We start from the raw sequence: 26,712 nt of genomic DNA, 5'->3' as shown, positions 1-26,712 counted from the left end.
ATAAATTTATCAATAGGTGTCTGCTCCCCGAAGAGGGCAAACCGACGAAAGGTAATGTTACCTTGTCCCTGCGCCTTGTGAAAACAAATAAGGGGGAAATAGTGGTTTTAAACAAGTTTAAGGAAAAAACAAGAAGAGGCTATCTTGATTTACCTCATTGATTGTAAATAAAAAAGTAGAAGTGATTCGTTTTTTGTTTTTTATTTCATTGATGATTATTGAAACCAACCAATCACAATTAAATAACAAGCGATTGACATGGGGAATAGCGAGTTAAATAAGTTTTTGGCACTGTTATTTTATATTGTTGCCAACTGTATCTTTACTTTTTAATTAAATGGATTGCAGGTAATCCATGGTGTGGGCCGTTTTGATCGCACGTACAGCTCGGCGGAGATGTAAATAAGATGAAGCCACGAATAAAAAGGCGACTCACCTTTCGATTGAGCCGCCTGTTTCTTCGCGCTAGCCTAGGTCGTTCTTCAGGCCGGTCGATTATTTATCGTTAACCAACCCGTCCAGATAACGCTCGGCGTCTAATGCAGCCATACAGCCGGTGCCCGCAGAGGTAATCGCCTGACGATAAATATGATCCATGACGTCGCCGGCGGCAAATACGCCAGGTACGGAAGTTTGGGTCGCGTTGCCCTGAATGCCAGACTGTACTTTGATGTAGCCGTTTTCCAGTTCCAACTGATCGCCGAAAATTGCGGTATTTGGGCTGTGGCCGATAGCGATAAACACGCCAGCAACCGCCAGTTCTTCGGTTTCGTCGGCTTGGGTTGAACGCAGACGCACGGCGGTCACGCCCATTTGGTCGCCCAATACTTCATCCAAAGTGCGGTTGGTGTGCAGCACGATATTGCCGTTCTTCACTTTTTCCATCAGACGGTCGATCAGAATTTTTTCCGAACGGAAAGTATCACGACGGTGAATCAGATGTACTTCTTCCGCAATGTTTGCCAGATATAACGCTTCTTCAACCGCAGTGTTACCCCCGCCGACTACCGCGACTTTCTGGCCACGATAGAAGAAACCGTCGCAGGTTGCGCAAGCGGAAACGCCTTTGCCTTTAAAGGCTTCTTCGGATTCCATCCCCAAATAACGGGCCGATGCCCCTGTGGCGATGATCAGAGCATCACAGGTGTATTCTTCGCTATCGCCGAATAGACGGAACGGACGCTGTTGCAGATCGACTTTATTGATATGGTCGAAAAGAATTTCGGTCTGGAATTTCGCTGCGTGTTCGTGCATACGTTCCATCAGCGCCGGGCCGGTTAGACCTTCTGGGTCACCGGGCCAGTTTTCAACATCGGTGGTGGTTGTCAGCTGGCCGCCTTTTTCCATCCCGGTAATCAAAACGGGCTTCAGGTTGGCGCGTGCGGCATAAACTGCCGCGGTGTAGCCCGCAGGACCTGAACCAAGAATAATTAATTTGCTGTGCTTAGCCGTGCTCATGAATACCTCTTTCCCACAATGGCGGACAATGTTAGGGATTGTAGGGAAAATGTGACAGTAAAAAAAGCGAACAAAAATGTTGTTAGCGATTTGTTTGATAGGTGGCGACTATTTTCTCAACGAAATGTATTAAGAATAAGCAGTTAGGAGAAAAACCTAGCGGACGGAGGCTTTTTAACCGCTACTCTATTTGCACTCGGGTATGTCTGTCCGCAAGTTGTTGGCCTTAACCCTACGAATCCTGTGCTCTCATCGGTCATGTCCCCCTCTGAATTCAGCGGGATCTTCTCTCTGAATACGGGGTAAAAAAAAGCGTAAAAACGAGGGGGAAATGAGCGAGTGAGATTTTTTATCTGGCACGTTCTACTGATTTAACTTCTTTTACTTTGACAATCGGCTGTGCATTTGCGAAAACATCATAGGAAGAAGAAATTATCTGCGCGCCATAATTTCAGAATTGGTATCACTGATATCAATCGAAAACCCTGGAACGTTTTCGATTAATGCTGGGTGGCTACGTGCAGTGATTTCTCGGTATCGTTGGAAAACATCCCATTCGGCACCGCGATGTTTTCATCTCTTTCGGGACGCTAATAATCATCGAGTACCTCGCATGCGGTTGGACAGACAGGGTGTGAGATAGGAACGTGTTGATATATTTGCATAAAAACAGGCTGTGGGTCTTTGTCTGTGGCAGGCTCAGAACACCGACTTCCGGTTAGGGCATGTGGCGGATTCAAGGAAATTAAGAGAGACAATAAGATGATAGACAATAAGAAACGCCCGGGGAAGGAGCTTGACCGTATTGACCGGAACATCCTGAATGAGCTTCAGAAGGATGGTCGGATCTCTAACGTAGAGCTTTCAAAACGTGTAGGTTTATCACCTACGCCGTGTCTGGAACGAGTTCGCCGCTTAGAGCGCCAGGATTTCATTCAGGGCTACACTGCGCTGTTGAATCCGCAATATCTAGACGCTGCGCTGTTGGTTGTTGTTGAGATTACTCTGAATCGTGGTGCGCCAGACGTGTTTGAGCAATTTAACACCGCTGTGCAAAAACTTGATGAAATTCAAGAGTGTCACTTGGTTTCCGGCGATTTTGACTATTTGCTGAAAACCCGCGTGCCGGACATGTCTGCCTACCGTAAATTGCTTGGTGAAACCTTGCTGCGTCTGCCGGGAGTGAACGACACCCGTACTTACGTGGTTATGGAAGAAGTCAAACAGAGCAATCGTCTTGTGATTAAGACGCGTTAAACGGGCAGGTGCAAAACCTGAGTAATTTGGTTACACTCCTGTTTATTCATACAGTTTCAGCGCCGGGATGGTTTCTCGGCGTTGTTTCTATTACCAATTCACAGGACCTGGAGAGCCTTTCTTGAGCCAGGAATATACAGAAGATAAAGAAGTTACCCTGAAGAAACTCAGCAACGGGCGTCGTTTACTTGAAGCCGTATTGATTGTGGTAACTATTTTGGCAGCGTACCTCATGGCCGCGCTGATCAGTTTCAACCCTTCCGATCCAAGCTGGTCACAGACCGCGTGGCATGAACCTATTCATAATCTGGGTGGCAGCATTGGCGCCTGGATGGCCGATACACTGTTCTTCACCTTCGGTGTGCTGGCTTACGCCATTCCGCCGATCATGGTGATTTTGTGCTGGGCTGCATTCCGTCAGCGGGATGACAGCGATCATCTCGACTATTTCAGCCTCTCTCTCAAACTGATCGGCACGTTGGCGCTGATTTTGACATCCTGCGGGCTGGCTGCGCTGAATGTCGATGATTTGTACTACTTTGCTTCCGGTGGTGTGATTGGCAGCCTGTTCAGTAACGCGATGCTGCCGTGGTTTAACGGCGTGGGCGCGACGTTGACGCTGCTGTGTATCTGGGCGGTGGGTTTAACCCTGTTTACAGGCTGGTCATGGCTGGTTATTGCCGAAAAAATCGGTGGGGTAGTGTTGGGGGCTTTGGCCTTCCTGACCAACCGTTCCCGTAGATCTGAACGTCAAAGAGACGAAGATGACGATTATCTGGATACTGAAATCGCTGATGAACCTGACGCTCGCACTGGCGTGGAGAGTTCCTCTGCTACCGTATCGGTTGTTGCTACGGCAACAGCCAACGCGAGTGATGACGTTGACGATGTTCTGTTCTCGGCACCATCGCTGACTAAAATCCCAACGGAAGATTCTGGTGAAAATGCCGCTGTTGCTCCGGTTATCCCAGATGCTGCACCACAGACGACAGCAGAGCCTTATGATCCGCTTTTAAGCACGATGAGGGCGACAGACGTTGATGAGGCGCAGACTCAGCATCAGCCATGGGCTTCGGCAGACACGGCATCGCTTGACACTGCGCCTGCGCAAAATGTTAGCCACAGCGCATCGCCAATGACCGATAATCTGGCGGCACCGCCGCTGTATTCCTTCGAAATACCTGAAGAAACACCGGCACCGATCCGCCCAACCGCTGAGCTTGAGAAACGTGAGCCACAAATGGGCGCATGGGATGCCGAACCGCAGCCCGCACCGTCACCGTTTGATTTTACCGCCGCTCAGCGCCACAGCGATCGTGTGGAGTCAACGCCTCATATGAATCCTGGTTTCGGTGACGAACTGGGCGCAGAAAGCTCTGCTTCGGCGGTTACCGGCTCTAATCCTGTCGCGGGGCACGGGCTATCCGCCGCCGCAGCGGCAACCTTTATGCCAGCGTTTACTGCTATAAGTGACAGTAACTCCCAGATTAAACAGGGGATTGGCCCTGAGTTGCCTCGTCCTAATCCTGTGCGTATTCCTACCCGTCGTGAAATGGCTTCTTATGGTATTAAGTTGCCGTCACAGCGAGTGGCAGAGCAGGAGCAACGCGCTCGTCAGGGAGATGAACCTCAGCCTACCGCGCCGCAAAGTGTGGAAGCGCAGCACGACGAAGATGCGTTGCAACAGGCCATGCTTCGTAAAGCTTTCGCCGATCGGGAAAACCAGCGCTACGGTGAAAATTATGCCGCAGAGCAGGAGCCACAGATTGAACCGGAAGATGAACAAGCGTTGCAGGAAGCGGAGCTGCGTCAGGCCTTTGCTGCTCAGCAGCAAAGTCGTTACGGGATATCTTCTGAATCTGAACCCGTCGTGACCCCGAGTAGCCCGGTTGATACACATAATGCATTCACCTTCTCGCCGGTTGCGGATTTGGTCGACGATACGCCGCGTGAACCGCTGTTTACGTTGTCACCTTATACCGAAGATTCAACGCAGCCGGAACCGCAGTATCAGGCTGAACCTCCCGTGCAGCAGCCGGCCGCACCAGTTTATCAGCAGCCGGTGGCTCCTCAGCCAACTTTGCCAGCGCAGCCGGCCTATTCGGCAGCTCAGAATGCGCCGACTTATCCGGCGACAGCTCCGCAGGCACCGGCCGCACCTCAGCCGGTTCAGCAGCCTGCTCCTGCGATGGACAGCCTGATTCATCCGTTCTTGATGCGTAACGATCAGCCGCTGCAAAAACCAACGACACCACTGCCGACGCTGGATCTGTTGGCTTCTCCACCAGAAGAGGAAGAACCGGTGGATATGTTTGCCTTAGAGCAAACTGCGCGTTTGGTTGAAGCACGTCTTGGGGATTATCGGGTCAAAGCCGAAGTGGTGGGAATATCGCCGGGGCCAGTGATTACGCGCTTCGAGCTGGATTTGGCTCCGGGAGTGAAAGCTTCACGTATTTCTAACCTGTCGCGCGATTTGGCGCGTTCCCTCTCTGCCATTGCCGTGCGCGTGGTGGAGGTGATTCCTGGTAAGCCTTATGTCGGGCTGGAGTTACCGAATAAACGTCGTCAGACCGTCTATCTACGGGAAGTGCTGGACTGCGCTAAATTCCGTGATAACACTTCGCCGCTGGCGATTGTGCTGGGTAAAGACATTGCCGGGCAGCCGGTGGTGGCGGATCTGGGTAAAATGCCACACTTACTGGTTGCGGGTACGACGGGGTCTGGTAAATCGGTCGGTGTTAACGCCATGATCCTGAGTATTTTGTATAAAGCCACTCCGGATGAAGTCCGTTTCATCATGATCGATCCGAAAATGCTGGAACTGTCAGTGTATGAAGGTATTCCTCATTTGTTGACCGAAGTGGTTACCGATATGAAGGATGCCGCTAATGCGCTGCGCTGGTGTGTGGGTGAAATGGAACGGCGTTATAAGCTGATGTCCGCGCTCGGCGTGCGTAATTTAGCAGGTTATAACGAACGAGTGGCGCAGGCTGAAGCCATGGGGCGTCCGATTCCCGATCCGTTCTGGAAACCGGGCGACGGCATGGATATCGAACCGCCAATGCTGGTGAAACTGCCATACATTGTGGTGATGGTCGATGAATTTGCCGATTTGATGATGACCGTCGGTAAGAAAGTGGAAGAGCTGATTGCCCGTTTGGCGCAGAAAGCGCGTGCCGCAGGTATTCATCTGGTGCTGGCGACTCAGCGTCCGTCGGTGGATGTGATCACCGGATTGATTAAAGCTAACATCCCAACTCGGATTGCCTTTACCGTATCCAGCAAGATCGATTCCCGTACCATTCTCGATCAGGGCGGTGCAGAATCGCTGTTGGGCATGGGAGATATGCTGTATATGGCGCCAAACTCATCGATACCGGTGCGAGTACACGGTGCCTTTGTACGCGATCAGGAAGTGCATGCGGTGGTTAACGACTGGAAGGCTCGGGGGCGTCCGCAGTACATCGAAAGCATCCTTAACGGCAGCGATGACAGCGAAGGCGGTAGTTTAGGACTGGATAGCGATGAAGAACTGGATCCGCTATTCGATCAGGCCGTCAGCTTTGTGTTGGAAAAACGCCGAGCCTCTATTTCCGGGGTTCAACGCCAGTTCCGCATTGGTTATAACCGAGCTGCTCGTATTATCGAACAGATGGAAGCCCAGCAAATTGTTAGTCCGCAAGGCCATAACGGTAACCGTGAGGTGTTAGCTCCACCGCCTCATGAATAATCGTTATCAATGATCGGATCATGACGTATAAAAGGGCCGCATTGCGGCCCTTGAGCTAAAAGAGAAAGCGCGTTTAAATTGATAGATAAAGCTTTTCAGCGGTCGTGCTAAGGCTTCAGGCTACGACCAGAAAGATTTGTCACATTGACGCCCAATCATTTTTTTAGTGGATACTGTGCAAAGAAGCGTAAACCATGCTGTTTATCAGATTATTGTGCTATCGCTGAATAATAGGCTTCGGCTAGAGTGCAGAGAGTTAATTATTGAATAGGTCCCTGTGGCAATATTTGCCGGGGTAATAGCATTTACAAGGTATTTGGAATCATGAAAAAGCTGCTCGTTGCCTGCTGTTTGCTCTCCAGTGTTATTTCCGCCTCCGCTTTGGCCGATGCAAGCCAGGATCTTCAAGGCCGTTTGAGCAAAGTCAACAGTTTCCACGCTAAGTTCTCGCAGAACGTGACCAGCGCTGACGGCGCGGCGGTACAGGAAGGCGAAGGCGATCTGTGGGTAAAACGCCCGAATTTGTTCAACTGGCATATGACTTCGCCAGACGAAAGCGTGTTGATCTCTGATGGCGAAACGCTGTGGTTCTACAATCCTTTTGTTGAACAGGCCACGGCAACCTGGTTGAAAAACTCGACCGGCAACACGCCGTTTATGCTGATTACCCGCAATAATCCAGATGACTGGAAACAGTACAATGTGAAACAGAAAGGCGACGATTTTGAGCTGACGCCAAAAACGCCGAGCGGTAATCTGAAACAGTTCGCTATCAGCGTGACGCCAAGCGGCACGATCAAAGGCTTTACCGCCGTGGAACAAGACGGTCAGCGCAGCGCCTATGTGCTGAAAGGCCAACAGAACAGCACGGTCGATGCCAGTAAATTCAAGTTTACCCCGCCGAAGGGGGTTACGCTGGACGACCAGCGCCAGTGAGGTGTGAGTGAGTAATCTATCCCTCGATTTTTCTCAAAACGAGTTTCAGCCATTGGCCGCGCGCATGCGGCCTTTAACGTTGGCTGAATATATCGGACAACAGCATTTATTAGCTCCGGGTAAACCCTTGCCACGGGCAATTGAAGCAGGGCAACTGCATTCGATGATCCTGTGGGGGCCGCCGGGAACAGGTAAAACCACGTTAGCCGAAATTATTGGTCGCTATGGGCAGGCTGATGTGGAGCGTATTTCTGCCGTGACTTCAGGGGTCAAAGAGATCCGCGAAGCGATCGAGCGGGCGCGGCAAAACCGTGACGCCGGGCGGCGGACTATTCTGTTCGTTGATGAAGTACATCGCTTCAACAAAAGCCAGCAGGATGCGTTTTTGCCTCATATTGAAGACGGTACTATCACTTTTATCGGCGCCACCACCGAAAACCCCTCTTTCGAACTGAATTCGGCTTTGCTTTCTCGTGCTCGCGTCTATTTGCTGAAAGCGCTGACTGCGGCAGATATCGAGAAGGTGATCGATCAGGCGATGTCTGATAGTACCCGTGGTTTGGGCGGTCAGAATATCAAGCTGCTGGATGAAACCCGCCGCATGATGTCGGAGTTGGTGGGAGGAGACGCTCGCCGCGCGCTAAATAGCCTGGAAATGATGGCGGATATGGCTGAAATTGATGCCAGAGGTATGCGAGTACTGACTCCTGAATTATTGAAGGAAGTTTCGGGTGAGCGTAGCGCTCGCTTTGATAACAAAGGCGACCGCTATTATGATCTTATATCGGCGTTGCATAAGTCGGTACGAGGCTCGGCGCCGGATGCGGCGCTGTATTGGTACGCCCGTATTATTACCGCCGGTGGTGATCCGCTATATGTAGCACGGCGGTTGCTAGCCATTGCTTCGGAAGACGTCGGCAATGCCGATCCTCGCGCGATGCAAGTCGCTATTTCTGCCTGGGATTGCTTCACCCGCGTCGGCCCGGCAGAAGGTGAAAGAGCCATCGCCCAAGCCATTGTTTATCTTGCTTGTGCGCCGAAAAGTAATGCGGTTTATACCGCTTTCAAAGCGGCGATGCGTGATGCGCGTGAAATGCCTGATTTTGATGTGCCCGAACATCTGCGGAACGCACCAACCAAATTGATGAAGGAAATGGGGCTGGGCGCGGAGTATCGCTATGCTCATGACGAACAAAATGCCTACGCAGCCGGTGAGAACTATTTCCCGCAGGAAATGGCGGCAACCCGCTACTATTCACCGACTTCACGCGGTCTTGAAGGCAAAATAGGTGAAAAGCTGGCATGGTTGGCTGAGCAGGATCAAAATAGCCCGATAAAACGCTACCGCTAGCCTTGCCGTTGCGGTAAGGTTATCTTCATAACTACCTGGTAAGCGGAGAATACTCCGCTTACGTCAGTAAGATTTCTTCTAACAACCCTTTATTTTTTAACTACAAGCACAGGACTAGCATGCTCGATCCCAATATGCTGCGCAATGAGCTAGACGCAGTCGCAGAAAAACTTGCTCGCAGAGGTTTTAAACTTGATGTTGATACGTTGCGCGCACAAGAAGTACGCCGCAAAGTTTTACAGACCGAAACAGAAAATCTGCAGGCTGAACGTAACTCTCGATCGAAAATGATCGGTGCGGCAAAAGCTCGTGGTGAAGATATCGAGCCATTACGTCTTGAAGTTAATGCGTTGGGTGACAAGCTGGATGCCGCTAAAGCGGAATTGGAAACGCTGCAAAACGAAATTCGCGATTTGGCACTGTCTATTCCTAACCTGCCGGACGATTCTGTGCCAGTAGGTAAAGATGAAAACGACAATCTGGAAGTGAGCCGTTGGGGCGAACCGCGCCAGTATGATTTCGAAGTTCGCGATCACGTTGCTCTAGGTGAAATGGCTGGCGGTCTGGATTTTGCTGCTGCGGTTAAGCTGACCGGCGCGCGGTTTGTGGTGATGAAAGGGCAAATAGCCCGTATGCATCGTGCATTAGCGCAGTTTATGCTGGATCTGCACACTGAAAAGCACGGCTATCTGGAAACCTACGTTCCGTATCTGGTTAACCACGCAACGCTTTACGGCACAGGTCAATTGCCTAAATTTGGTGGCGATCTGTTTCACACCAAACCGCTGGAAGAAGAGTCTGACAGCAGCAACTACGCGCTGATTCCAACGGCAGAAGTCCCAGTAACCAACCTAGTGCGCGACGAGATTCTGGAAGAAGAATCCCTGCCATTGAAAATGACCGCCCATACGCCGTGTTTCCGTTCAGAAGCCGGTTCTTATGGTCGGGATACCCGTGGTCTGATTCGTATGCATCAGTTCGATAAAGTCGAAATGGTACAAATCACTCGTCCTGAAGATTCTATGGATGCGCTGGAAGAACTGACCGGCCACGCGGAGAAAGTACTGCAATTGCTGGGGCTGCCTTATCGTAAAATGTTGTTGTGTACCGGCGATATGGGGTTCGGTTCAAGCAAAACCTACGATCTGGAAGTGTGGTTGCCTGCGCAGAACACTTACCGCGAAATCTCTTCATGTTCCAATATGTGGGATTTCCAGGCGCGTCGTATGCAAGCGCGCTGCCGTAACAAAGTTGACCGTAAACCCCGCTTGGTTCATACCCTGAATGGTTCTGGTTTGGCTGTTGGCCGTACTTTAGTCGCGGTACTAGAAAACTATCAGCAAGCGGATGGCCGTATTCAGGTTCCAGAAGTATTACGTCCGTACATGGGCGGTTTGGAATATATTGGCGGCTAAGGCATAGGTTTCAGCTGTTAATGTTCAAAGCCTCGCATTGCGGGGCTTTTTAATGTCCTAAATTTGGGCATTTACATCGGAATATCATCCTGGGATGAGGGACGTTCCTGAAAAGGAAAAGTGGGGGAACTCATTATTTGGTTTGCTGGCTTATTGTTTGATGAGGTAGCATAAAAATCACACTGGTAGCATATCGTGCTATTGCCTTTGTCAGAGCAATTGACTTTTTTATCACCAGTGGCATGATGCGCTCACTTTCCATCGCGCCAACGGTCCTCGTTTCACTATGTCCGCATACTCTCGCCCCGTGCTATTGCTGCTCTGTGGGCTTTTGCTATTTACAGTTTCAATCGCGGTATTAAATACATTAGTTCCCCTGTGGCTTAGCCACCAGCATTTGCCAGTGTGGCAAGTGGGTATGGTCAGTTCTTCATATTTCAGCGGTAATCTTGCGGGAACCTTGATTGCTGGCCGACTGATTCAGCGTTTGGGCTTTAATCGCAGCTATCACTACTCCTGCTTGTTATTTGCGGCGGCGACCTGTGGGCTGATGCTGTCAGTAGATTTCTGGAGCTGGCTGGGCTGGCGTTTTATGGCCGGTGTAGCCTGTGCGTTGATCTGGGTGATTGTAGAAAGCGCATTGTTACGCAGCGGCACGCCAACGCATCGTGGCCAGCTATTGGCAGCGTATATGACAGTATATTATCTGGGCACCGTGGGTGGTCAACTGCTCTTGGGCATGGTTTCTACCCAACTGGCCAGCGTGATTCCTTGGGTGAGCGCTTTGGTGATTACCGCGATGTTGCCACTTCTATTTGCTCACTTCGCTAATCAGTCGGCTGAAACCACCCATGTGAAGGTTTGGCCTATGTTTAAGCGTCGTAGCGCTCGCTTGGGTATCAATGGCTGCATTATCTCAGGTATCGTGCTGGGATCGCTCTACGGGCTAATGCCGCTGTATTTATCCCATCAGGGGATGAACGATGCCAACGTCGGATGGTGGATGGCGCTGCTGGTCAGTTCGGGGATCTTCGGGCAATGGCCGGTAGGGCGCATGGCCGATCGCTATGGTCGCCTGCTGGTACTGCGCATTCAGGTATTTGTCGTGATATTAGGCTGTATCGCGATGCTCAGTAACTATGCGATGGCGCCAGCGCTGTTTATTTTGGGGGCGGCAGGTTTTACGCTCTATCCAGTCGCTATGGCCTGGGCCTGCGAAAAAGCCAGTTCCGATGAGTTAGTGGCGATGAATCAGGCTTTATTGATGAGTTACACCATCGGCAGTCTGGCTGGGCCGACCATGACATCAATGCTGATGCAGAATTTTTCAGATAATTTATTATTTGTGATGATTGCGGGAGTGGCATTGGTGTATCTGATGATGCTGCTGAAAAAACCGGATCAGCAACACACGCCTTTTGCGGCGGTGTAACGCTCTCTGCCAGCCGGTTGCGACATTCCGGCTGGCAGAATAAACGATAAATCAATAAATCACTTTGTGACCGTAACTTTCCAGGATACCTTTCACTCGATCCATAATTTCTTTGGATGGTGGTTTAACGCCGTCCAGCTTATATTCTTCGCCCATGGCGACCCATTTATGCTTGCCTAACTCATGGTAAGGCAACAATTCGATTTTCTCGATATTAGTCATATTTTGGGTAAACTCACCTAACATATGGGCGGATTTATCGTCATCTGACCAACCTGGAACCACAACGTAGCGAATCCAGGTTTTCTGGTTGCGTTTTGCCAGATAACGAGCGAATTCCAGAGTCCGATGGTTAGACACGCCGACCAGATTTTGATGAATGGAATCGTCCATTTGTTTCAGATCCAACATTACCAAATCGGTTTCATCCAGTAATTCATCAATCACCGGATCGTAACGGCGAACAAATCCGTTGGTATCTAGACAGGTATGAATGCCTTCTTTATGACAGGCGCGGAACCAGTCACGCACAAATTCTGCCTGTAAAATGGCTTCGCCGCCGGATGCGGTTACGCCGCCGCCGGATGCTTTCATAAAGTGTCGGTAGGTCACGGCTTCTTTGACCAGTTCGTCAACCGTCACTTCCTTGCCGCCGTGGGTATCCCAAGTGTCGCGGTTGTGACAGTACAGGCAACGCATCAGACAGCCCTGAAAGAAAACGATAAAGCGGATGCCAGGACCATCAACGGTGCCACAGGATTCAAATGAGTGAATGCGACCAAGTACAGACTTAGTCACCCCCTCTGCAACGGGAATTTCCGTTGTATTACAATTGGTTATGTTGTTCATAAAGTTCCAGTTAGATCTATTTGGTGCTGAATAATGGACATTATATGGACATTCCTTTTAAAGGATTCAAGGCTACGGCATCTTGCAAAAAGTCGGGAGCATAATGCGCGTATGTCATCGTTTGTTGAATGGTGGAATGCCCTAGAATTCGTTGTAGTGTAATAATATTACCTCCATTCATCATAAAGTGTGTGGCGAAAGTGTGCCTTAATATGTGTACAGCTTGACCATCTGGAATGTCGGGTTTCATTGCCCTTAGTATTCTACGGGTTTTTGTGTGGTTTGACTCAAATAGTAAGCCTGTACTCCGCACCTTTATCAGCTTGAATAATTCTGCTGAGATGGGAACAGAGCGTCGTTTCCCGTTTTTTGTTTTCATAAAGGTAACCATGTTGTTGAAAACATGCTCACCTTTTAAGCCAGCAACTTCACCCCATCTACCACCGGTTGCTAAACAAATTAGCGCTACACTTCGATCATCTTCCGTCAATCTGGACAGCAAACTGCTTATCTCATCAGACGACAGAAATGACATTTCCGCTTCTGCTTCTTTAAACTTTTTGATCTCACTGAATGGATTTTTGCAGCGATATTCGCCAGCATTGATTAGTTTTGCGAACATGCCCATGAGAATTGCATGATGTCGGTTAACACTTGAACCTTTAAGCCCATTATTCAGCATCTGAACGCGATAGTCCGTTATGGATTTTTTTGTCAATTGGTCTGCTCTAGTCACGCCCATTTGAGCAAATTTTGCCAAGATGGTATTGAGACGGCTTCTCTCAATTTCACCGCGTGAATGGCTTTTACCATGATAAATCCACCATAATCCCAATAAGTCGGTTAACTTTCTTCGATCTGCGGGTTTCTCAAGCCAATCTTTGTTGTGGTAATTAACCAGCACATGTCGTTCAAAAATCAGTTCTTCACCTTTGGCACTGAATTTACGCCGGACTCGCTTTCCTTCGGAACCCTGCGGCCTTACGTCCACTTCATATTTTCCATCGTCGAGTTTCTTAATTGACATAAAGAATATCTCTAATAAAATCATTATGTTGGAGCTCTATCAATAACTCTCCGGTGGTGCAAAAAACACACGAATACAGAGAGGAAACAGACAGAACGTCAGCGTTAAAAATAGGCGATTTCAATACCTTGACCGATGCACAACGCCGGGCATTGTTGCGAAGGATAAAAAAAGAGCCGTTATTAGCACCAAAGGTTTGCACTTTAACATCGGCCGAAGCCGCTGCACGGCAGGCATCCATTAAAAAGGCCAGCGAGCGGGCACAGAAATTAGCCGAAATGGCTCCGCTGGCGACAAAAATCCGTGATTTTGCTGATTCGATGGGCATTGCCATCAGCGAGATACAGGCGCGGGCCATGGCTGGCGGCGCAACCTTGACGGTTGAGGGGCAAAAATACCGGAGTAATCAGGATGGGGCGCTTTATTGCGTCAAAGCCAAACCTGCTACAGAACAGACAGCCGCCGGGCTAATGCAAAGGATAGCCCAATTACGACTTGAACACGCCATTCCGGCACATCATGATCACCGAGGATAATATGACGACAGCAAGCGACCGCAAACGCGCCCAGCGCCAGCGCGATAAAGCGTTAGGAATAACTACCGTTATGGCAAGCTGGTTCGCGCCAACATAGCGCTGTCTGAAGTAACCGATGCCTCGCTACGAAAGGGGATTTTGCTTGCCCAGTCACGGTACTTGCAAGTGGGCGAAATGTTCAGGGGCTGGGCTGGGAAATGCTGAACTGTTCGATGAAAACAACCGTCGCTGTCGATGGGCGCGATAATAAAGTTGCACTCGCACCGCTAAGTGCGGCAGAGATTAATCCGCCGGCTCCTGCATTAAATGCCGCATGGGTTCATAAAACTGGCTCAACCGGCGGATTTGGACGCTACGTGGCTTTTATTCCCGAGAAGAATCTTGGCATCGTGATGCTGGCGAACAAAAGTTATCCTAACCCTGCGCGTGTCGAAGCCGCTTACCGCATTCTGGAAGCTTTACAGTAAAGTCAATAGTATGGCCCGCTTTAGCGGGCCTTCTCAAATACTGGGATACTTCTAACCCTGTTGCATCACGTCTATTTAGGTGGCCAAATTTAGTGTGCCACTCCAAATTGACCTACCGAATTACCTGCCAACCTGCCAATATCCCATCAAAACGGCTTATTCATTTTTAAAGATCTTCCGACATACTGAATATGTCTTTTGAGGCGTTCATCATACGGAAAGCCCGATTCACTGGGCATCAGAGCATTGCCGTCCTGAAGACCGTCGAAGTTTGACGCACCGTCAAGGATGTCTGCCGCGCAGCCGGAATTTCTGAGGCCTCAGACTACAACTGGAAAGAAAAGCACGGTGGGATGCAAGTCTCTGATATCAAAAGAATGAAAGACCTTGAGGACGAAAGCCGTTGTCTGAAGCGGGTGTTTGCCGATCTGAATCTGGAATGCCGGGCGCTTAAAGATGTCATCGAAAAAAAGATTTAAAATCAGCGATAAAGCCTGATCTTGTCAACTATTTGACCGCACAGTTTACAATGATAATCCGCTGGTTTTTCAGTGGATTATCACTGAGCAGGGCGGTGTTTTGTTACCAACCTAGAACGCTCGCTGAATGAATGTAACATTGAGCGAGCCCATGAATCTCTAAATAACCGGACACAGGAAGCATACCGGCTGATGGAATTTTAGATCGTGAGGAGAGTAAGCGGTTAGTCAGGCGCGGGACAAGTTGCTGGAAACGGCGAAGAATACCGGTGCATCACAACTTCATATTGACCAGTTATCTGCCCAACAGGCCGAGAAATTTGGCAAAGAACGCCTAGAACTGGCCGAGAAATATTCACCCGCGCGGGCTATCGCCCGACAGGCAGAAGAAAGCAACCAGCTATGGGAGAGCTGTATCAACGTGAGCTGATGAGTTTTAGGGAATATCAGAAAGCCAAACTCAAAGCCGAACATGATTTTACCCGCCAGCGGTTATAGGCACAGGCCAATAGCGCCTCTGCGCCGCAATTCAATCTGGCCGGGGAGGCTGATCCGGTTATCCGCCTGCAGAATCAGTTAGCCCAGCCAAAAGTGCTGTATGACGCCTACTATGCCGACGGTTTAATCAGCAAACAGCACTCGTTTTGAGCGCTGGTAAATGGCATTGCCCAACCGCTTTTTAACGAGGAATCTCATTTGACCCGCGCACCGGGCGATCACTTCTTCCGCTATGTGGCGCAAATGGCTGACCGGGCGATTTACTGGGGCAGTAAAAAAGATGCACCGATATTTGTGTATAAATAAACTCCTATAGGAATACTTCGATTTTATTAGACTTTAAATTGCCATATCATCCATAATCACGCTGCTACTTAATGGACTAAGGGGTAATTAACGCATGGGTACGAATAAGAATAATCTTTACTGCACACCGCAAGAGCATGAATATCCTCGATGGGATATGATGGATGTCTCTATTTGGAAGCTAATGAAGGATGATCCACTGACCTACAAAGGTGATTCTTACCTTTATTTATATAAAGATACATACGTTAAGTATCACAAAAATATCATTATCCAATCCGCTCGCGATGCCGATATTTCGCCGCTATTACTGGCGAGCGTGGCATGGCAAGAAGCAGGTGGAAAACCTGAAAAGTTAAAACCTAATGTTCTTTTGTTTAGGCAATTTGTGGATTTTTTCAAAAATAACAATGCCTATTCAAATAAGGTCTCGATAGGCATTATTGCTATTCAAATAAGAGCGGCAGCAGAAACATTAGGTATAGATCCTACAACATTGACGACATCGCAACAGTTACAAATTAGCCGCTGCTTGCAGAGTGATGATTTCAATATAAAAATAGTGGCCTTACATCTAAGAAACTTAATTAAATACGATTACCCTGGTGCTGATGCCATCATCCTATCTGACGAACAGCTTATTTTAGCTGGTGCCAGATATAATCGAGGGGTTGAGCGAAGCAAAGATGATTTTATCAATGCCATATTCATGGATCCTGCAGCTAAAGAACGTGATTATATTTCTTATGGTTTAGCCATTATAAAGAGACGGAGTAGGGTAGAGAAACTACTCGGGAGTGACTAATGAATTCATTCAATCTGGTATGTAAACTGCTTAAACCATTGCTTCCGCTCTACTATATTGGTTGCGTGTTCGCCATATTTTTACTGTCTTTTCTTGATTCTGACTCTATGTCGGGCAATGACGCTACACTCAGTTTATGCGGCACCATCACCGATGCAAATGGTGAGAGTATTCGAGATTTCGCTATACCCTTCACGTTTATTTTAATGTTTCCACTAATAATTCATCTAATTATTTCGCTGAAAAACAAAAAATATGTACCACCAATATTAGCGGTACTGTTAATTATCTATTGGTGGTGGTCTTTCTTTGGTCAGTATCTGTCATGTTAGAAAATTAATATACTCGCTCTTTCCACAGGCTATAACCGGATGTTCCGTCAATGTGATGGGTCCATTTTATATCCTGATAAGACATGCTAAGCATTTCTTCTGGTTGGTTATCGGCATGGGTAAGAGCGTGAGGGTAATTCATTCCAATATGCTTAAGATGTGCTTTCCTCAACTCGATAGAAAAGTATTTCTCTTGTGCGCCATTGATCGCCGTTCTGTAGAAATCAAATAACATATAAAGTTCTTCATTGTTGGAAATAGCTATGGCTAACAATGGTGTTGACTTATCGATGGGTTTTATAATGTTAACGGGCAGATGATTGGAGTTTTGCTCACGGTTAATTCCATGAGTAAGTGAATAAACAATTATCTGATCAATATGATTGTTTTGGGATTTATTCCCTACGGAATCTACAGACGAGCATCCTGCTGATATAAGCCCTTGTTTATCACCGTTTATCATTAAGTATATGAGGTTAGCCACAGTTAAATCATTTTTTCAGACGACAAAAAATATCTTAGTCATCGGGTCGCATTTTTAGTGTCATACAGACATGAACAACTAAATTAAAAGGAGAACTTTACCCGATAATTTCTAATGTTAATTATTATAATTATTGCCAATTCAGATAACTATCCGTTTATTTAGATTAAGTCCGATGGTTATCCTGTTCTGGGCGGAAAATATATTCTTCATATTTTCAGGAGGATTATGCTCCATCCAGATTGGCAACAACGATTAGCACCAGCTTTACAGGTCGCCTCCGGGAGGCCTTTTTATGGGGCCAACATGACTGCTGCCTGTTTGTCGCAGACTGCGCAGAGGCAGTCTGCGGCATTGATTCGGCTGGGGATTATCGCGGTACCTATGACTCTGCACTCGGTGCCCGTGTAAACATCCCGTATAACCGTGCCATGTGATTTTAGATATCTTGACTGAACGTGTCGTAATGTTCGCAACATCCGCTTCTGGCACAAACCCGACTGCCAGATCTGCATAAAATAAAAATCCTATTCAATTTACCCTCAATATCATTTCGCACAAAAGTGCCTACAGTCCACGCTGTCAGGCACTTTTTTATTGCCCGTCGGATCTCATCGTTCTGATGTAGAGAATAGGGTGGTAATCATGGGCTTTCTGATGAGCATTTTTACAGCTATTGCGGATATGAAAGCACCGCGTCAATACCTCTTTCCGCGTCCCCCCGCCCCCGACTTACTGACGCCGCTGAACGGCATTATTTCGATCTCCGGCAGCGCATCGCCACTGCCGACCAGCAAATAGCCGGTTTACAGGACTATATCCGCACTATTTGCCTGAAACCTTTACGTAAACTGGAGCAATAACATGCTAAAACCTGACTCCCTGCGGGACGCGGTGATGAAAGCCAGCGCCTACGTCAGACAAAACCCCGACTGCCTCCATGTGTTTATCGATCGCGGAGCGATTGTTTCCACGCTGGCCCCGTCGCTGTCTTTTGAATATCGCTACACCCTGAATCTGGTGATGACTGATTATGGCGAGGACATGGATTTGCTGATGGTGACGATCTTACACTGGCTGCGCAAACACCAACCGGACATGATGGCCAGCCAGGATAAGCGTCAGGACGGTTTTACCTTCGAGATTGATTTTATTGATAAAACTGTTAGGGATATCAGTATTGAGTTGAAACTCACCGAGCGGGTGATCGTCAAAGAAGAAAACGGCGCGTTAAACGTCACCCATCTGGATGAACCGCCAGAGCCTTATGCGTTGCTGGATAGCTACCAGATTTATATTCAGGGCGAAAAGGTCGCGGAGGGGGCGCTATGAGTGATTTTCATGAGCTGGATAACACGCTGTCTATTTTACTGGCTCAACTTTCCCCACAGGGGCGCACCCGGTTTACCCGCCAGGTTGCCAAACAACTGCGGGAAAAACAGCAACAGCATATTCAGGCCCAGCAGAACCCGGACGGCTCACCGTTCTTACCGCGCAAGAAAAAGCGCCGCGACAAACGGGGGCGGATTAAGCGCAAAATGTTTACCCGCTTGCGCACCGCCCGTTTTATGAAAACCGAAGCCACGGCGGACGAGGCGGCAGTGACCTTTAGCGGGCAGGTTAATCATATGGTCAGAGTCCATCACTACGGCCTACGGGATAAAGTCAGCCGCAACGGGCCAACGGTAAAATATGAACGCCGCCAGTTGCTAGGGCTAACCGACGGCGATGTAGAGTGGATTGGGGATCTGGCGTTGGGGCATATTGCCAGTTGAATAACGTTAAATCACAGCATCCCATGTGTTTTAGCATAATCACGTAATGCTTCATTCATTTTGGTTTGCCAGCCATCACCCTGTGCTCGGTAGGCATCAACCACATCATGATCAATACGCAGCTTAATTGGCTCTTTAGGATTTGCCAATTTTGGCCGACCACGGGTTTTTATGACTTTCTCAGCGCCTTCTTTGCCAAATAGTTCGGTAAACACCTCAACGGCTGGGCGGGCGCGGGCAAATTCGGCGTCACCCCATTCAGGGTTATCCACATCTATCACTTTACTGATTTTTTTGTTCATATCGCTTTACCTCGCGGGAGTTTGCTTTACGCAGACTAATAACATGTACCTTGCCATTACGTGGTGTGAAAACCAGCATATGCAGGCGATTCTCGATGTAACCCAATGCTTGAAATCGTCTTTCTGAATACTCTTTACGGGTATCCTCAACAATCAATGCGCTTTTCACCTCAAAATCACGGGCCATCTCAAAGGACAGGTTACGTTCAGCAATATTCTTTTCGTTTTTGGTTGGGTCGTAAGATATGTCCATACATTTAATGTACCCCCAATAATTGTATCAATGCAAGTTGTATCGCTATTTTATCCATGGTCACTTTTGTTTTGTGCCATCTTCCACACAATCCCCACCACATGCCAGTCGCGCCCGCACGCGGCACACTGGCTGAATGAAAACGCTTATTGCAGCACTTAAACGCGCCCTGGCGAATCTGATCCGCATCGGCATTGTATCCGAAGTGGATACGGTCAAAGGTTTATGTCGGGTAAAAATGGGTGAACTGGAAACCGACTGGTTGAACTGGCTGACGCCCCGCGCCGGTCGGGTGCGCTTTTGGTCTGCGCCCTCGGTGGGGGAACAGGTGATTATCCTCAGTATCGGCGGCGAACTGACGACCGCTTTTGTGTTGCCCGCGGTGTTTTCCGATAGCAACCCTGCACCCTCGGCTTCAGCGGATGCCATCGTAGTGACATTTCCCGATGGGGCCAGATTTGAATATGAACCTGCAACCCGTCATTTAGCCATCACTGGCATGAAAACCGCCAATATCGTGGCCGAAACCTCGATCACCCTCACCACGCCAGTGGTGAAATGTACTCAACACCTGATTACCCGAACCCTTCTGATTGAAGAAGGCGGCGAGGTCACTTTAACCATTCCGGTGGCAATCTGACCTCAAACGGCATTGTGGTTCACACCCATCAACACGGCGGCGTTAAAGGTGGCGGTGATTCCTCCGGGGGGCCGCAATGACTTATCTCGGCATGAATGCGCAGACAGGCAAAGCCATTACCGATATGGCTCACATTCGCCAGTCTATCAGCGATATTTTAATCACGCCGCAAGGCTCCAGAGTGATGCGTCGGGAATACGGTTCGCTGCTGTCCACGCTGATTGATCAGCCGCAGAACCCCGCCTTACGGCTCAAAATGATGGCGGCGGTGTATGGTGCAGTCATGCGCTGGGAATCCCGCGTGACGCTGACGGCGATTGATCTCACGACTGAAAACAGCGGAAAAATGACGGTAGAGCTGTTCGGCAACCGCTCGGATAGCGCCGAACGCCTCAGTCTCTCTATCCCGTTAAGGGGGCAATAATGGCGACCATTGATTTAAGTCTGCTGCCCGCGCCGCAGGTGGTGGAATCACTGGAATTTGAAGCGTTACTTAATCAGCGCAAAGCGGCCCTTATTGCACTTTATCCTACTGAACAACAGGCGGCAGTGCGGGTGACGTTGTCCTTTGAATCTGAACCGATAGTGAAGCTATTGCAGGAAAGCGCTTATTTAGAATTGCTGCTACGCCAGCGAGTCAACGAAGCTGCGCAGGCGGTGATGGTGGCTTACGCCAACGGCAGCGACCTCGATCAGTTAGGTGCCAATAACGGCGTCGAGCGCCTGCTTTCTCTCACGCTCACCGATAACCGGGGCTTTGAGGCCGATCAGTTAGATATTGAATTTGATGACAGCGACGGTCAGCTAGCCTTACCGCGCCGGGGAACCAGTATTGAAATTGCCCTCGGCTGGGCAGGCTTACCTTTGATAAATAAAGGTATCTATACGGTTGATGAAATAGAACACAGCAGCGCACCGGATAAACTGACTATTCGCGCCCGCAGTGCGGATTTTCGCGAAACGTTAAATATCCGTCGGGATCAGTCTTTCCATAATTCGACGGTCGGGGAAATTATTAATACCATCGCCGAACGTCATAAACTCAAACCGGCCTTAAATAAAGCGATGGCAGATTTACCTGTCAGCCATATTGACCAGACCAGCGAATCAGACGGCAATTTTATTACCCGCCTGGCAAAACAATTTGGTGCTATCGCGGCGATTAAAGACGGTCACTTATTATTTATTCAGCAAGGCCAGAATAAAACCGCCAGCGGTAAGCCCCTGCCAGTAATGACCATTACCCGTAAACAGGGGGATGGTCATGTTTTTAGCCTGGCAGATAGAGGCGCTTATACCGGCGTGGTGGCTAACTGGCTGAATACTCGCACCACGGAAAAACCGGCAGTAGCGGTAAAGCGTAAACGGAAGAGTAAAAAGCCTGTCCAGTCGAAGAAACCGGTAGAGAAGCAAGGGGAATATCTGGTCGGTACCGAGGATAACGTGCTGACGCTGCGCACCACTTACGCCACCAAATACAACGCCCAGCGGGCAGCTAAAGCCAACTGGGAACGGCTACAACGCGGCGCGGCCAAGTTCTCGATTCAGTTAGCCAGGGGGCGAGCCGATCTCTATCCCGAAGTGCCGATTAAAGTCACTGGTTTTAAAAAACAGATAGATGACGCCGACTGGACGTTGGTCACGGTCATTCATTCATTGAGTCACAGCGGGTTTACCACGGCGTTAGATCTGGAAGTGAAAATAGATGAGCTGGATATGGAATGATGATTTTGAATCAACAATCACGCATAATTATCATTAACACCGACCTTAGTCGGGATGATGCCGGAGTCCGGATCATGTTCAATTGCCCTTTATGCCACAGCGCAGCCCATACCCGCAGCAGCAGCCAGATCACCACCGAAACCAAAGAACGCTATCACCAGTGCACCAATGTGAATTGCGGCCATACCTTTGTGACGATGGAAAGTTTTATGCGATCGATTGCTACGCCAGGGGAAATAAACCCGGTACCGCCTCACCTGCAAGTAGGCGGGCAAGTGTTGATGTTCTGACAAGTTGATACGCCAATCCTGCTTTTCTCCAGAGACAAGAACGCCCGCTTTAGCGGGCGTTCTTGTTCAACAAAAGTAGTAATAGCATCGACATGGACAATATGTGGACGGTGCTTGAAATAAATTCTTTTATTTCAATGTATTGAACCTTATTTTATGTCACCAAGTACAGACATTGCAGGGGGTTCTCCAAATTGACCGTTCAATATCAGTCGAAATCAACATAACGGCGGCAGGGTAGGAGGAAGGGGATGCCCTTATTAGCTCGGTGATTCGGGCGATCACAACGTCTGAGCTGGCACTCCTGCTGCCGACGCTAGGTCGGATAAAACTGTTTTGCCGGGCACCCACTCAGAGTAGATGGCTGGCAAAACAGACTTTTTGGCAAGTACATCGTGCGGCGGTTGGTGAAAATAGCTGTGCTTGATAAGTAAAGGCCCCACAGTCGTGGAGCCTTTAAGTTTATACCCTTCAGACTTGAAGCAACAGGGTTGTTAGCGGATTCACAGGCCCAAATCAGTGACTTAAGTCAGTTCATCGGGCTTTGTTTTCTTGCTACCTGTCCGTCACTCCAAATTCTTTGCGTATAGGGTTATTAAATCGACTGAGTGAAAGTACGAGTAATAACATCCTGTTGCTGTTCTTTGGTCAGCGCGTTGAAGCGTACTGCGTAACCCGATACACGGATGGTCAGCTGCGGATATTTTTCCGGATTTTCCATCGCGTCTAACAGCATTTCACGGTTCATCACGTTCACGTTCAGGTGTTGACCACCTTCGATGGACGCTTCGTGATGGAAGTAACCATCCATCAGACCCGCTAAGTTAGCTTTACGCACTTCGTCATCTTTACCCAAAGCGTTTGGTACGATGGAGAAGGTATAAGAAATACCATCTTTCGCATAAGCAAACGGCAGTTTGGCAACGGAAGTCAGAGAGGCAACCGCACCTTTCTGGTCACGACCGTGCATTGGGTTAGCACCTGGACCGAATGGCGCACCAGCGCGACGACCGTCTGGGGTGTTACCGGTTTTCTTACCATAAACCACGTTAGAGGTAATGGTCAGAACAGACTGAGTTGGTACCGCGTTACGGTAGGTACGCAGCTTCTGAATTTTCTTCATGAAGCGCTCAACCAAGTCACAAGCGATGTCATCAACGCGAGAATCGTTGTTACCGAACTGTGGATATTCGCCTTCGATGTTGAAATCGACTGCCAGACCATCTTCATCACGAATAGTCGTTACTTTCGCGTATTTGATAGCAGACAGGGAGTCAGCCGCAACGGACAGACCTGCGATACCACAAGCCATGGTGCGATATACATCACGGTCATGCAGAGCCATCAGCGCAGCTTCGTAGCTGTACTTGTCATGCATGTAGTGAATGATGTTCAGCGAAGTCACATATTGTTTAGCCAGCCAATCCATGAAGTGGTCCATGCGTTCCATGACTTTGTCATAGTCCAGCACTTCGTCCATCATTGGCGCTTCTTTCGGGCCTACCTGAATTTTCAGTTTTTCATCAACGCCGCCGTTGATTGCGTACAACATGGTCTTCGCCAAGTTGGCACGAGCGCCGAAGAACTGCATTTGTTTACCGACGATCATCGGGCTAACGCAACATGCGATGGCATAATCATCGTTGTTGAAGTCAGGACGCATCAAATCATCGTTTTCATACTGTACAGATGAGGTGTCGATAGAAACTTTCGCTGCGAACTTCTTGAAGTTCAACGGCAGTTTCTCAGACCACAGAATGGTCATGTTCGGCTCAGGAGATGGCCCCATGGTGTACAGGGTATTCAGGAAGCGGAAGCTGGTTTTAGTCACCAGAGTACGACCGTCAACGCCCATACCAGCCAGAGACTCAGTTGCCCAGATTGGGTCACCGGAGAACAGCTCATCGTATTCAGGGGTACGCAGGAAGCGAACCATACGCAGTTTCATTACCAAATGGTCAATCAGCTCTTGCGCTTCGATTTCGGTCAGTTTGCCGGCTTTCATGTCGCGTTCAATGTACACGTCCAGGAAAGTAGACACGCGGCCGAAGGACATCGCTGCACCGTTCTGGGATTTCACTGCGGCCAGATAGCCGAAGTAAGTCCACTGTACCGCTTCACGAGCGTTAGTCGCAGGACCAGAAATATCGCAGCCGTATTTAGCCGCCATTTCTTTGATTTGACCCAGCGCACGATGCTGTTCAGCAATTTCTTCGCGCAGTTGGATGGTCATTTCCAGATCTTCGCCGTTTTCCAGACGTGACTGTAATGAATTGAACTGAGCCAGTTTGTCTTTCATCAGGAAGTCGATACCGTAAACGGCTACGCGACGGTAGTCACCGATGATACGACCACGACCATAAGCATCCGGCAGACCGGTCAGAATACCGGACTTACGGCAGTTCAGGATGTCTTTGGTGTAAACATCGAATACGCCCTGGTTATGGGTTTTGCGGTATTCGGTGAACACTTGTTTCAGCTGTGGATCCAGCTCACGACCGTAAACTTTGCAGGAGTTTTCAACCATTTTGATGCCGCCGAATGGAATCAGGGCGCGTTTCAATGGTGCTTCAGTCTGCAAACCAACGATGGTTTCCAAATCTTTGCTAATGTAACCAGCGTCGTGGGAGATGATGGTTGATGCTACGTCGGTATCGAAGTCAACTGGCGCATGAGTGCGGTTTTCCAGTTTGATGCCTTCCATAACCTTGGCCCACAGCTCATCGGTTGCTTTGGTAGAGCCGGCCAGGAAGGATTCGTCACCTTCATACGGGGTGTAGTTCTTCTGGATGAAGTCACGAACGTTTACTTCGTTCTGCCAGTCACCCTCGGTAAAACCTTGCCATGCGTTGGCCAATTTTTCATTAAGTTCGGTCATAATGCATCTACCTTTTAATGTGAATTTCTTCGAAAACCAGACGTAGCGGCCACACTTTAATGTTGCTGGTCACCGCGCAGATAAATTACCCAATAAGTTAACCCTACCAATAACCCGCCACCAATGATGTTACCGATGGTAACAGGAATGAGGTTGTCGATAACAAAGTTACTTACGGTCAGATTAGCAAATTGCTCAGGCGTTGCTCCTATGGCTTGCCAGAACTCAGGCGAAGCGAAGTTTTTAATCACTATGCCCATAGGAATCATAAACATGTTGGCGATACTATGCTCAAAGCCGCTGGCGACAAACATACCAACTGGCAGAATCATCGCGAACATTTTGTCCATAATGGTACGGCCGGAGTAACTCATCCATACCGCTAAACACACCATCAGGTTAGCTAAAATGCCCAAACATACCGCTTGAATAAAAGTATGGTGCAATTTGTGATCTGCGGTTTGCAGCACATTCAAGCCCCATTGGCCGTTGGCAACCATATATTGACCGGCAAACCAGATCAGGCCGACAAAAAACAGCGCTCCGGCTAGGTTTCCAACGTAAACATTCACCCAGTTAGTACCCAACTGACGCCAGGTAATCCGGCCGCTGGCTTTCGCTACGGTGGTCAATACGGTGGAAGTAAAGAGGTCGCCGCCGCAAACCACGACTAACATCAAACCCAGTGAGAAGCAGATACCGCCAACTAATTTTGCAAAGCCGAAAGGAACGCCCGCGGTGCCGGTGGTAGCTGTAATGTAAAATACAAAAGCAATTGAGATAAACACGCCTGCAGTAATTGCCAGATAGAAAGTTTTCATCGGATGCTTGGTGGCTTTGTAGACACCGGCATCTTCGGCTACTTTCGCCATGGCCGCAGGTAGTAATGCATCGAAGGGGTTGTCAGCTTTCACACTAACTCTCTCTTTAGGGTTAATAAAGCACAACGAGATACTAGCAAAGCAGTATAGCGTGAAAATTGACGTGGATCATATTGGGCGACTTTAACCGGCTATAAACACCTGTATATTAAAGGGTTAATAAGGTTATATATCTGATATTTAAAGAGAAAAAATATTTTAAGATTTACAAAAAATTTTGATTAAACGTTCAAATCGATGAAGAAAAGGTTAATAAATAGCGTGATTTGTAGATTATCGCCTTTAACCACGTCATTAAAAATTAACTATTTATTTACCTGCCCGTAAGAATGCGAGCTTCAGGCGGAATTATTTGTCTAAAAGTGCCATTTTCTACCAAAAATAATAACTGCTTTTTGATGAAAAAATAATTCTGTCGATGGGAATATCTGCATAAATAATTAGTCAGGCGCGGAGATGTCTATTTATTAAGCGTACAGTTTATATAACTCGTCGCATCATATAGAACATACAGCGATAAAATGAGGATCTATCCATGTGGGGTAAAAAAACGGCGAACCCATAGGATTCGCCGTTGCTTGATGAGATGGCAGTTTTCAGTACTGG

The 26,712-nt window shown here is 48.6% G+C and carries 25 protein-coding genes and 3 pseudogenes; 20 read left to right on the top strand and 8 right to left on the bottom strand.

Annotation, left to right across the window (positions count from 1 at the left end; translation table 11 throughout):
* Positions 1-495 precede the first annotated feature (495 nt).
* A complete protein-coding gene (trxB, locus tag AD970_RS01350) occupies positions 496-1,458 on the bottom strand; it encodes a thioredoxin-disulfide reductase (protein WP_049596533.1) in 963 nt (320 codons plus the stop codon).
* A gap of 762 nt (positions 1,459-2,220) precedes the next feature.
* On the opposite strand from trxB, the gene lrp reads away from it, so the two are divergent.
* The 6 genes from lrp to AD970_RS01320 all read left to right on the top strand — a co-directional run bounded on the left by lrp (position 2,221) and on the right by AD970_RS01320 (position 11,579).
* Positions 2,221-2,715: a leucine-responsive transcriptional regulator Lrp gene (gene lrp, locus AD970_RS01345; protein ID WP_004717338.1), complete on the top strand. Its 495-nt coding sequence runs from the start codon at positions 2,221-2,223 to the stop codon at positions 2,713-2,715.
* Positions 2,716-2,836: 121 nt separating this feature from the next.
* Positions 2,837-6,445 (top strand): DNA translocase FtsK, encoded by a 3,609-nt coding sequence (locus tag AD970_RS01340; RefSeq protein WP_049596532.1) that lies wholly within the window; start codon positions 2,837-2,839, stop codon positions 6,443-6,445.
* Between the two features lie 324 nt (positions 6,446-6,769).
* The gene (gene lolA / locus AD970_RS01335; RefSeq protein WP_049596531.1) at positions 6,770-7,381 is read left to right on the top strand and encodes an outer membrane lipoprotein chaperone LolA; all 612 of its coding nucleotides are present in this window, start codon (positions 6,770-6,772) and stop codon (positions 7,379-7,381) included.
* 7 nt (positions 7,382-7,388) lie between these two features.
* Positions 7,389-8,732: a replication-associated recombination protein A gene (locus AD970_RS01330; RefSeq protein WP_049596530.1), complete on the top strand. Its 1,344-nt coding sequence runs from the start codon at positions 7,389-7,391 to the stop codon at positions 8,730-8,732.
* A 119-nt stretch (positions 8,733-8,851) separates the two neighbouring features.
* Positions 8,852-10,147: a serine--tRNA ligase gene (gene serS / locus AD970_RS01325; protein ID WP_049596529.1), complete on the top strand. Its 1,296-nt coding sequence runs from the start codon at positions 8,852-8,854 to the stop codon at positions 10,145-10,147.
* A gap of 286 nt (positions 10,148-10,433) precedes the next feature.
* Positions 10,434-11,579, top strand: a complete 1,146-nt coding sequence (locus tag AD970_RS01320; protein ID WP_049596528.1) for an MFS transporter — start codon at positions 10,434-10,436, stop codon at positions 11,577-11,579.
* A gap of 51 nt (positions 11,580-11,630) precedes the next feature.
* On the opposite strand, the gene pflA is transcribed toward AD970_RS01320, so the two are convergent.
* The gene (pflA, locus tag AD970_RS01315) at positions 11,631-12,428 is read right to left on the bottom strand and encodes a pyruvate formate lyase 1-activating protein (protein WP_049596527.1); all 798 of its coding nucleotides are present in this window, start codon (positions 12,426-12,428) and stop codon (positions 11,631-11,633) included.
* 40 nt (positions 12,429-12,468) lie between these two features.
* A complete protein-coding gene (locus tag AD970_RS01310; protein ID WP_049596828.1) occupies positions 12,469-13,455 on the bottom strand; it encodes a phage integrase in 987 nt (328 codons plus the stop codon).
* A gap of 53 nt (positions 13,456-13,508) precedes the next feature.
* Here AD970_RS01310 and AD970_RS01305 point away from each other — a divergent pair, with 53 nt between their 5' ends.
* The 6 genes and pseudogenes from AD970_RS01305 to AD970_RS20490 all read left to right on the top strand — a co-directional run bounded on the left by AD970_RS01305 (position 13,509) and on the right by AD970_RS20490 (position 16,878).
* Entirely contained in the window at positions 13,509-13,991 is a 483-nt protein-coding gene (locus AD970_RS01305) for a hypothetical protein (RefSeq protein WP_157045414.1), read from the top strand.
* 81 nt (positions 13,992-14,072) lie between these two features.
* Positions 14,073-14,458: pseudogene (locus tag AD970_RS18460) on the top strand (serine hydrolase); the annotation flags it as partial.
* A 212-nt stretch (positions 14,459-14,670) separates the two neighbouring features.
* A pseudogene (locus AD970_RS01295) lies at positions 14,671-15,050 on the top strand (transposase); the annotation flags it as partial.
* A 131-nt stretch (positions 15,051-15,181) separates the two neighbouring features.
* Positions 15,182-15,367: a hypothetical protein gene (locus AD970_RS01290; RefSeq protein WP_049596525.1), complete on the top strand. Its 186-nt coding sequence runs from the start codon at positions 15,182-15,184 to the stop codon at positions 15,365-15,367.
* Between the two features lie 468 nt (positions 15,368-15,835).
* Positions 15,836-16,546 (top strand): hypothetical protein, encoded by a 711-nt coding sequence (locus AD970_RS01285; protein WP_049596524.1) that lies wholly within the window; start codon positions 15,836-15,838, stop codon positions 16,544-16,546.
* The gene (locus tag AD970_RS20490; protein ID WP_049596523.1) at positions 16,546-16,878 is read left to right on the top strand and encodes a DUF2645 family protein; all 333 of its coding nucleotides are present in this window, start codon (positions 16,546-16,548) and stop codon (positions 16,876-16,878) included. The genes AD970_RS01285 and AD970_RS20490 overlap by 1 nt, the downstream gene beginning before the upstream one ends.
* A 4-nt stretch (positions 16,879-16,882) precedes the next feature.
* Here AD970_RS20490 and AD970_RS01275 read toward each other — a convergent pair whose 3' ends face one another.
* Positions 16,883-17,362 carry an Hcp family type VI secretion system effector gene (locus AD970_RS01275; RefSeq protein WP_049596522.1) on the bottom strand — a complete coding sequence of 160 codons (480 nt, stop codon included), beginning with the start codon at positions 17,360-17,362 and terminating at the stop codon, positions 16,883-16,885.
* A gap of 242 nt (positions 17,363-17,604) precedes the next feature.
* Here AD970_RS01275 and AD970_RS20485 point away from each other — a divergent pair, with 242 nt between their 5' ends.
* The 4 genes from AD970_RS20485 (at position 17,605) to AD970_RS01260 (ending at position 19,137) form a co-directional block, all read left to right on the top strand.
* Positions 17,605-17,799 carry a DUF6950 family protein gene (locus AD970_RS20485; protein ID WP_408068300.1) on the top strand — a complete coding sequence of 65 codons (195 nt, stop codon included), beginning with the start codon at positions 17,605-17,607 and terminating at the stop codon, positions 17,797-17,799.
* A 264-nt stretch (positions 17,800-18,063) separates the two neighbouring features.
* Positions 18,064-18,225, top strand: a complete 162-nt coding sequence (locus AD970_RS18625) for a lysis system i-spanin subunit Rz (RefSeq protein ID WP_084728105.1) — start codon at positions 18,064-18,066, stop codon at positions 18,223-18,225.
* Between the two features lies 1 nt (position 18,226).
* On the top strand, positions 18,227-18,694 hold the full coding sequence (locus AD970_RS01265; RefSeq protein ID WP_049596520.1) for a phage tail protein: 468 nt from the start codon (positions 18,227-18,229) through the stop codon (positions 18,692-18,694).
* Entirely contained in the window at positions 18,691-19,137 is a 447-nt protein-coding gene (locus AD970_RS01260) for a phage virion morphogenesis protein (RefSeq protein WP_049596519.1), read from the top strand. The genes AD970_RS01265 and AD970_RS01260 overlap by 4 nt, the downstream gene beginning before the upstream one ends.
* 11 nt (positions 19,138-19,148) lie before the next feature.
* Here AD970_RS01260 and AD970_RS01255 read toward each other — a convergent pair whose 3' ends face one another.
* Positions 19,149-19,439: a BrnA antitoxin family protein gene (locus tag AD970_RS01255; RefSeq protein ID WP_049596518.1), complete on the bottom strand. Its 291-nt coding sequence runs from the start codon at positions 19,437-19,439 to the stop codon at positions 19,149-19,151.
* Complete coding sequence (locus tag AD970_RS01250; protein WP_049596517.1) at positions 19,420-19,692, bottom strand: BrnT family toxin; 273 nt, start codon at positions 19,690-19,692, stop codon at positions 19,420-19,422. The genes AD970_RS01255 and AD970_RS01250 overlap by 20 nt, the downstream gene beginning before the upstream one ends.
* A gap of 136 nt (positions 19,693-19,828) precedes the next feature.
* Here AD970_RS01250 and AD970_RS01245 point away from each other — a divergent pair.
* The 4 genes and pseudogenes from AD970_RS01245 (at position 19,829) to AD970_RS01230 (ending at position 22,347) form a co-directional block, all read left to right on the top strand.
* Positions 19,829-20,412, top strand: a pseudogene (locus AD970_RS01245) (phage baseplate assembly protein V).
* Positions 20,409-20,756, top strand: coding sequence for a GPW/gp25 family protein (locus AD970_RS01240; protein ID WP_049596516.1), 348 nt, complete (start codon positions 20,409-20,411; stop codon positions 20,754-20,756). Before AD970_RS01245 ends, AD970_RS01240 begins: the two are co-directional and overlap by 4 nt.
* A 236-nt stretch (positions 20,757-20,992) precedes the next feature.
* Entirely contained in the window at positions 20,993-22,057 is a 1,065-nt protein-coding gene (locus AD970_RS01235) for a phage late control D family protein (RefSeq protein ID WP_049596827.1), read from the top strand.
* A gap of 74 nt (positions 22,058-22,131) precedes the next feature.
* Positions 22,132-22,347: an ogr/Delta-like zinc finger family protein gene (locus AD970_RS01230; RefSeq protein WP_049596826.1), complete on the top strand. Its 216-nt coding sequence runs from the start codon at positions 22,132-22,134 to the stop codon at positions 22,345-22,347.
* A gap of 595 nt (positions 22,348-22,942) precedes the next feature.
* Here the strand turns inward: AD970_RS01230 and pflB are convergent.
* The gene (pflB, locus tag AD970_RS01225; RefSeq protein ID WP_049596515.1) at positions 22,943-25,225 is read right to left on the bottom strand and encodes a formate C-acetyltransferase; all 2,283 of its coding nucleotides are present in this window, start codon (positions 25,223-25,225) and stop codon (positions 22,943-22,945) included.
* 56 nt (positions 25,226-25,281) lie between these two features.
* Positions 25,282-26,139, bottom strand: coding sequence for a formate transporter FocA (gene focA / locus AD970_RS01220; protein WP_049596514.1), 858 nt, complete (start codon positions 26,137-26,139; stop codon positions 25,282-25,284).
* Positions 26,140-26,712: the final 573 nt, after the last annotated feature.

This window comes from Yersinia nurmii, from assembly GCF_001112925.1.
Lineage (GTDB): Bacteria > Pseudomonadota > Gammaproteobacteria > Enterobacterales > Enterobacteriaceae > Yersinia > Yersinia nurmii.
The sequence above is the reverse complement of the archived record's forward strand: the minus strand, read 5'-3'. Positions and strand labels throughout refer to the sequence as shown.

What these genes read in the sequence shown, in the direction of transcription:
- AD970_RS01235 (WP_049596827.1), top strand. Translation starts at nt 20,993, where the DNA reads ATGGTGGCTTACGCCAACGGCAGCGACCTCGATCAGTTAGGTGCCAAT.
- AD970_RS01260 (WP_049596519.1), top strand. Translation starts at nt 18,691, where the DNA reads ATGAGTGATTTTCATGAGCTGGATAACACGCTGTCTATTTTACTGGCT.
- pflA (WP_049596527.1), bottom strand. Translation starts at nt 12,428, where the DNA reads ATGAACAACATAACCAATTGTAATACAACGGAAATTCCCGTTGCAGAG.
- trxB (WP_049596533.1), bottom strand. Translation starts at nt 1,458, where the DNA reads ATGAGCACGGCTAAGCACAGCAAATTAATTATTCTTGGTTCAGGTCCT.
- lrp (WP_004717338.1), top strand. Translation starts at nt 2,221, where the DNA reads ATGATAGACAATAAGAAACGCCCGGGGAAGGAGCTTGACCGTATTGAC.
- AD970_RS01240 (WP_049596516.1), top strand. Translation starts at nt 20,409, where the DNA reads ATGACTTATCTCGGCATGAATGCGCAGACAGGCAAAGCCATTACCGAT.
- AD970_RS01250 (WP_049596517.1), bottom strand. Translation starts at nt 19,692, where the DNA reads ATGGACATATCTTACGACCCAACCAAAAACGAAAAGAATATTGCTGAA.
- AD970_RS01310 (WP_049596828.1), bottom strand. Translation starts at nt 13,455, where the DNA reads ATGTCAATTAAGAAACTCGACGATGGAAAATATGAAGTGGACGTAAGG.
- AD970_RS01230 (WP_049596826.1), top strand. Translation starts at nt 22,132, where the DNA reads ATGTTCAATTGCCCTTTATGCCACAGCGCAGCCCATACCCGCAGCAGC.
- AD970_RS01255 (WP_049596518.1), bottom strand. Translation starts at nt 19,439, where the DNA reads ATGAACAAAAAAATCAGTAAAGTGATAGATGTGGATAACCCTGAATGG.
- lolA (WP_049596531.1), top strand. Translation starts at nt 6,770, where the DNA reads ATGAAAAAGCTGCTCGTTGCCTGCTGTTTGCTCTCCAGTGTTATTTCC.
- AD970_RS01265 (WP_049596520.1), top strand. Translation starts at nt 18,227, where the DNA reads ATGCTAAAACCTGACTCCCTGCGGGACGCGGTGATGAAAGCCAGCGCC.
- AD970_RS01320 (WP_049596528.1), top strand. Translation starts at nt 10,434, where the DNA reads ATGTCCGCATACTCTCGCCCCGTGCTATTGCTGCTCTGTGGGCTTTTG.
- AD970_RS20490 (WP_049596523.1), top strand. Translation starts at nt 16,546, where the DNA reads ATGAATTCATTCAATCTGGTATGTAAACTGCTTAAACCATTGCTTCCG.
- pflB (WP_049596515.1), bottom strand. Translation starts at nt 25,225, where the DNA reads ATGACCGAACTTAATGAAAAATTGGCCAACGCATGGCAAGGTTTTACC.
- AD970_RS01285 (WP_049596524.1), top strand. Translation starts at nt 15,836, where the DNA reads ATGGGTACGAATAAGAATAATCTTTACTGCACACCGCAAGAGCATGAA.
- serS (WP_049596529.1), top strand. Translation starts at nt 8,852, where the DNA reads ATGCTCGATCCCAATATGCTGCGCAATGAGCTAGACGCAGTCGCAGAA.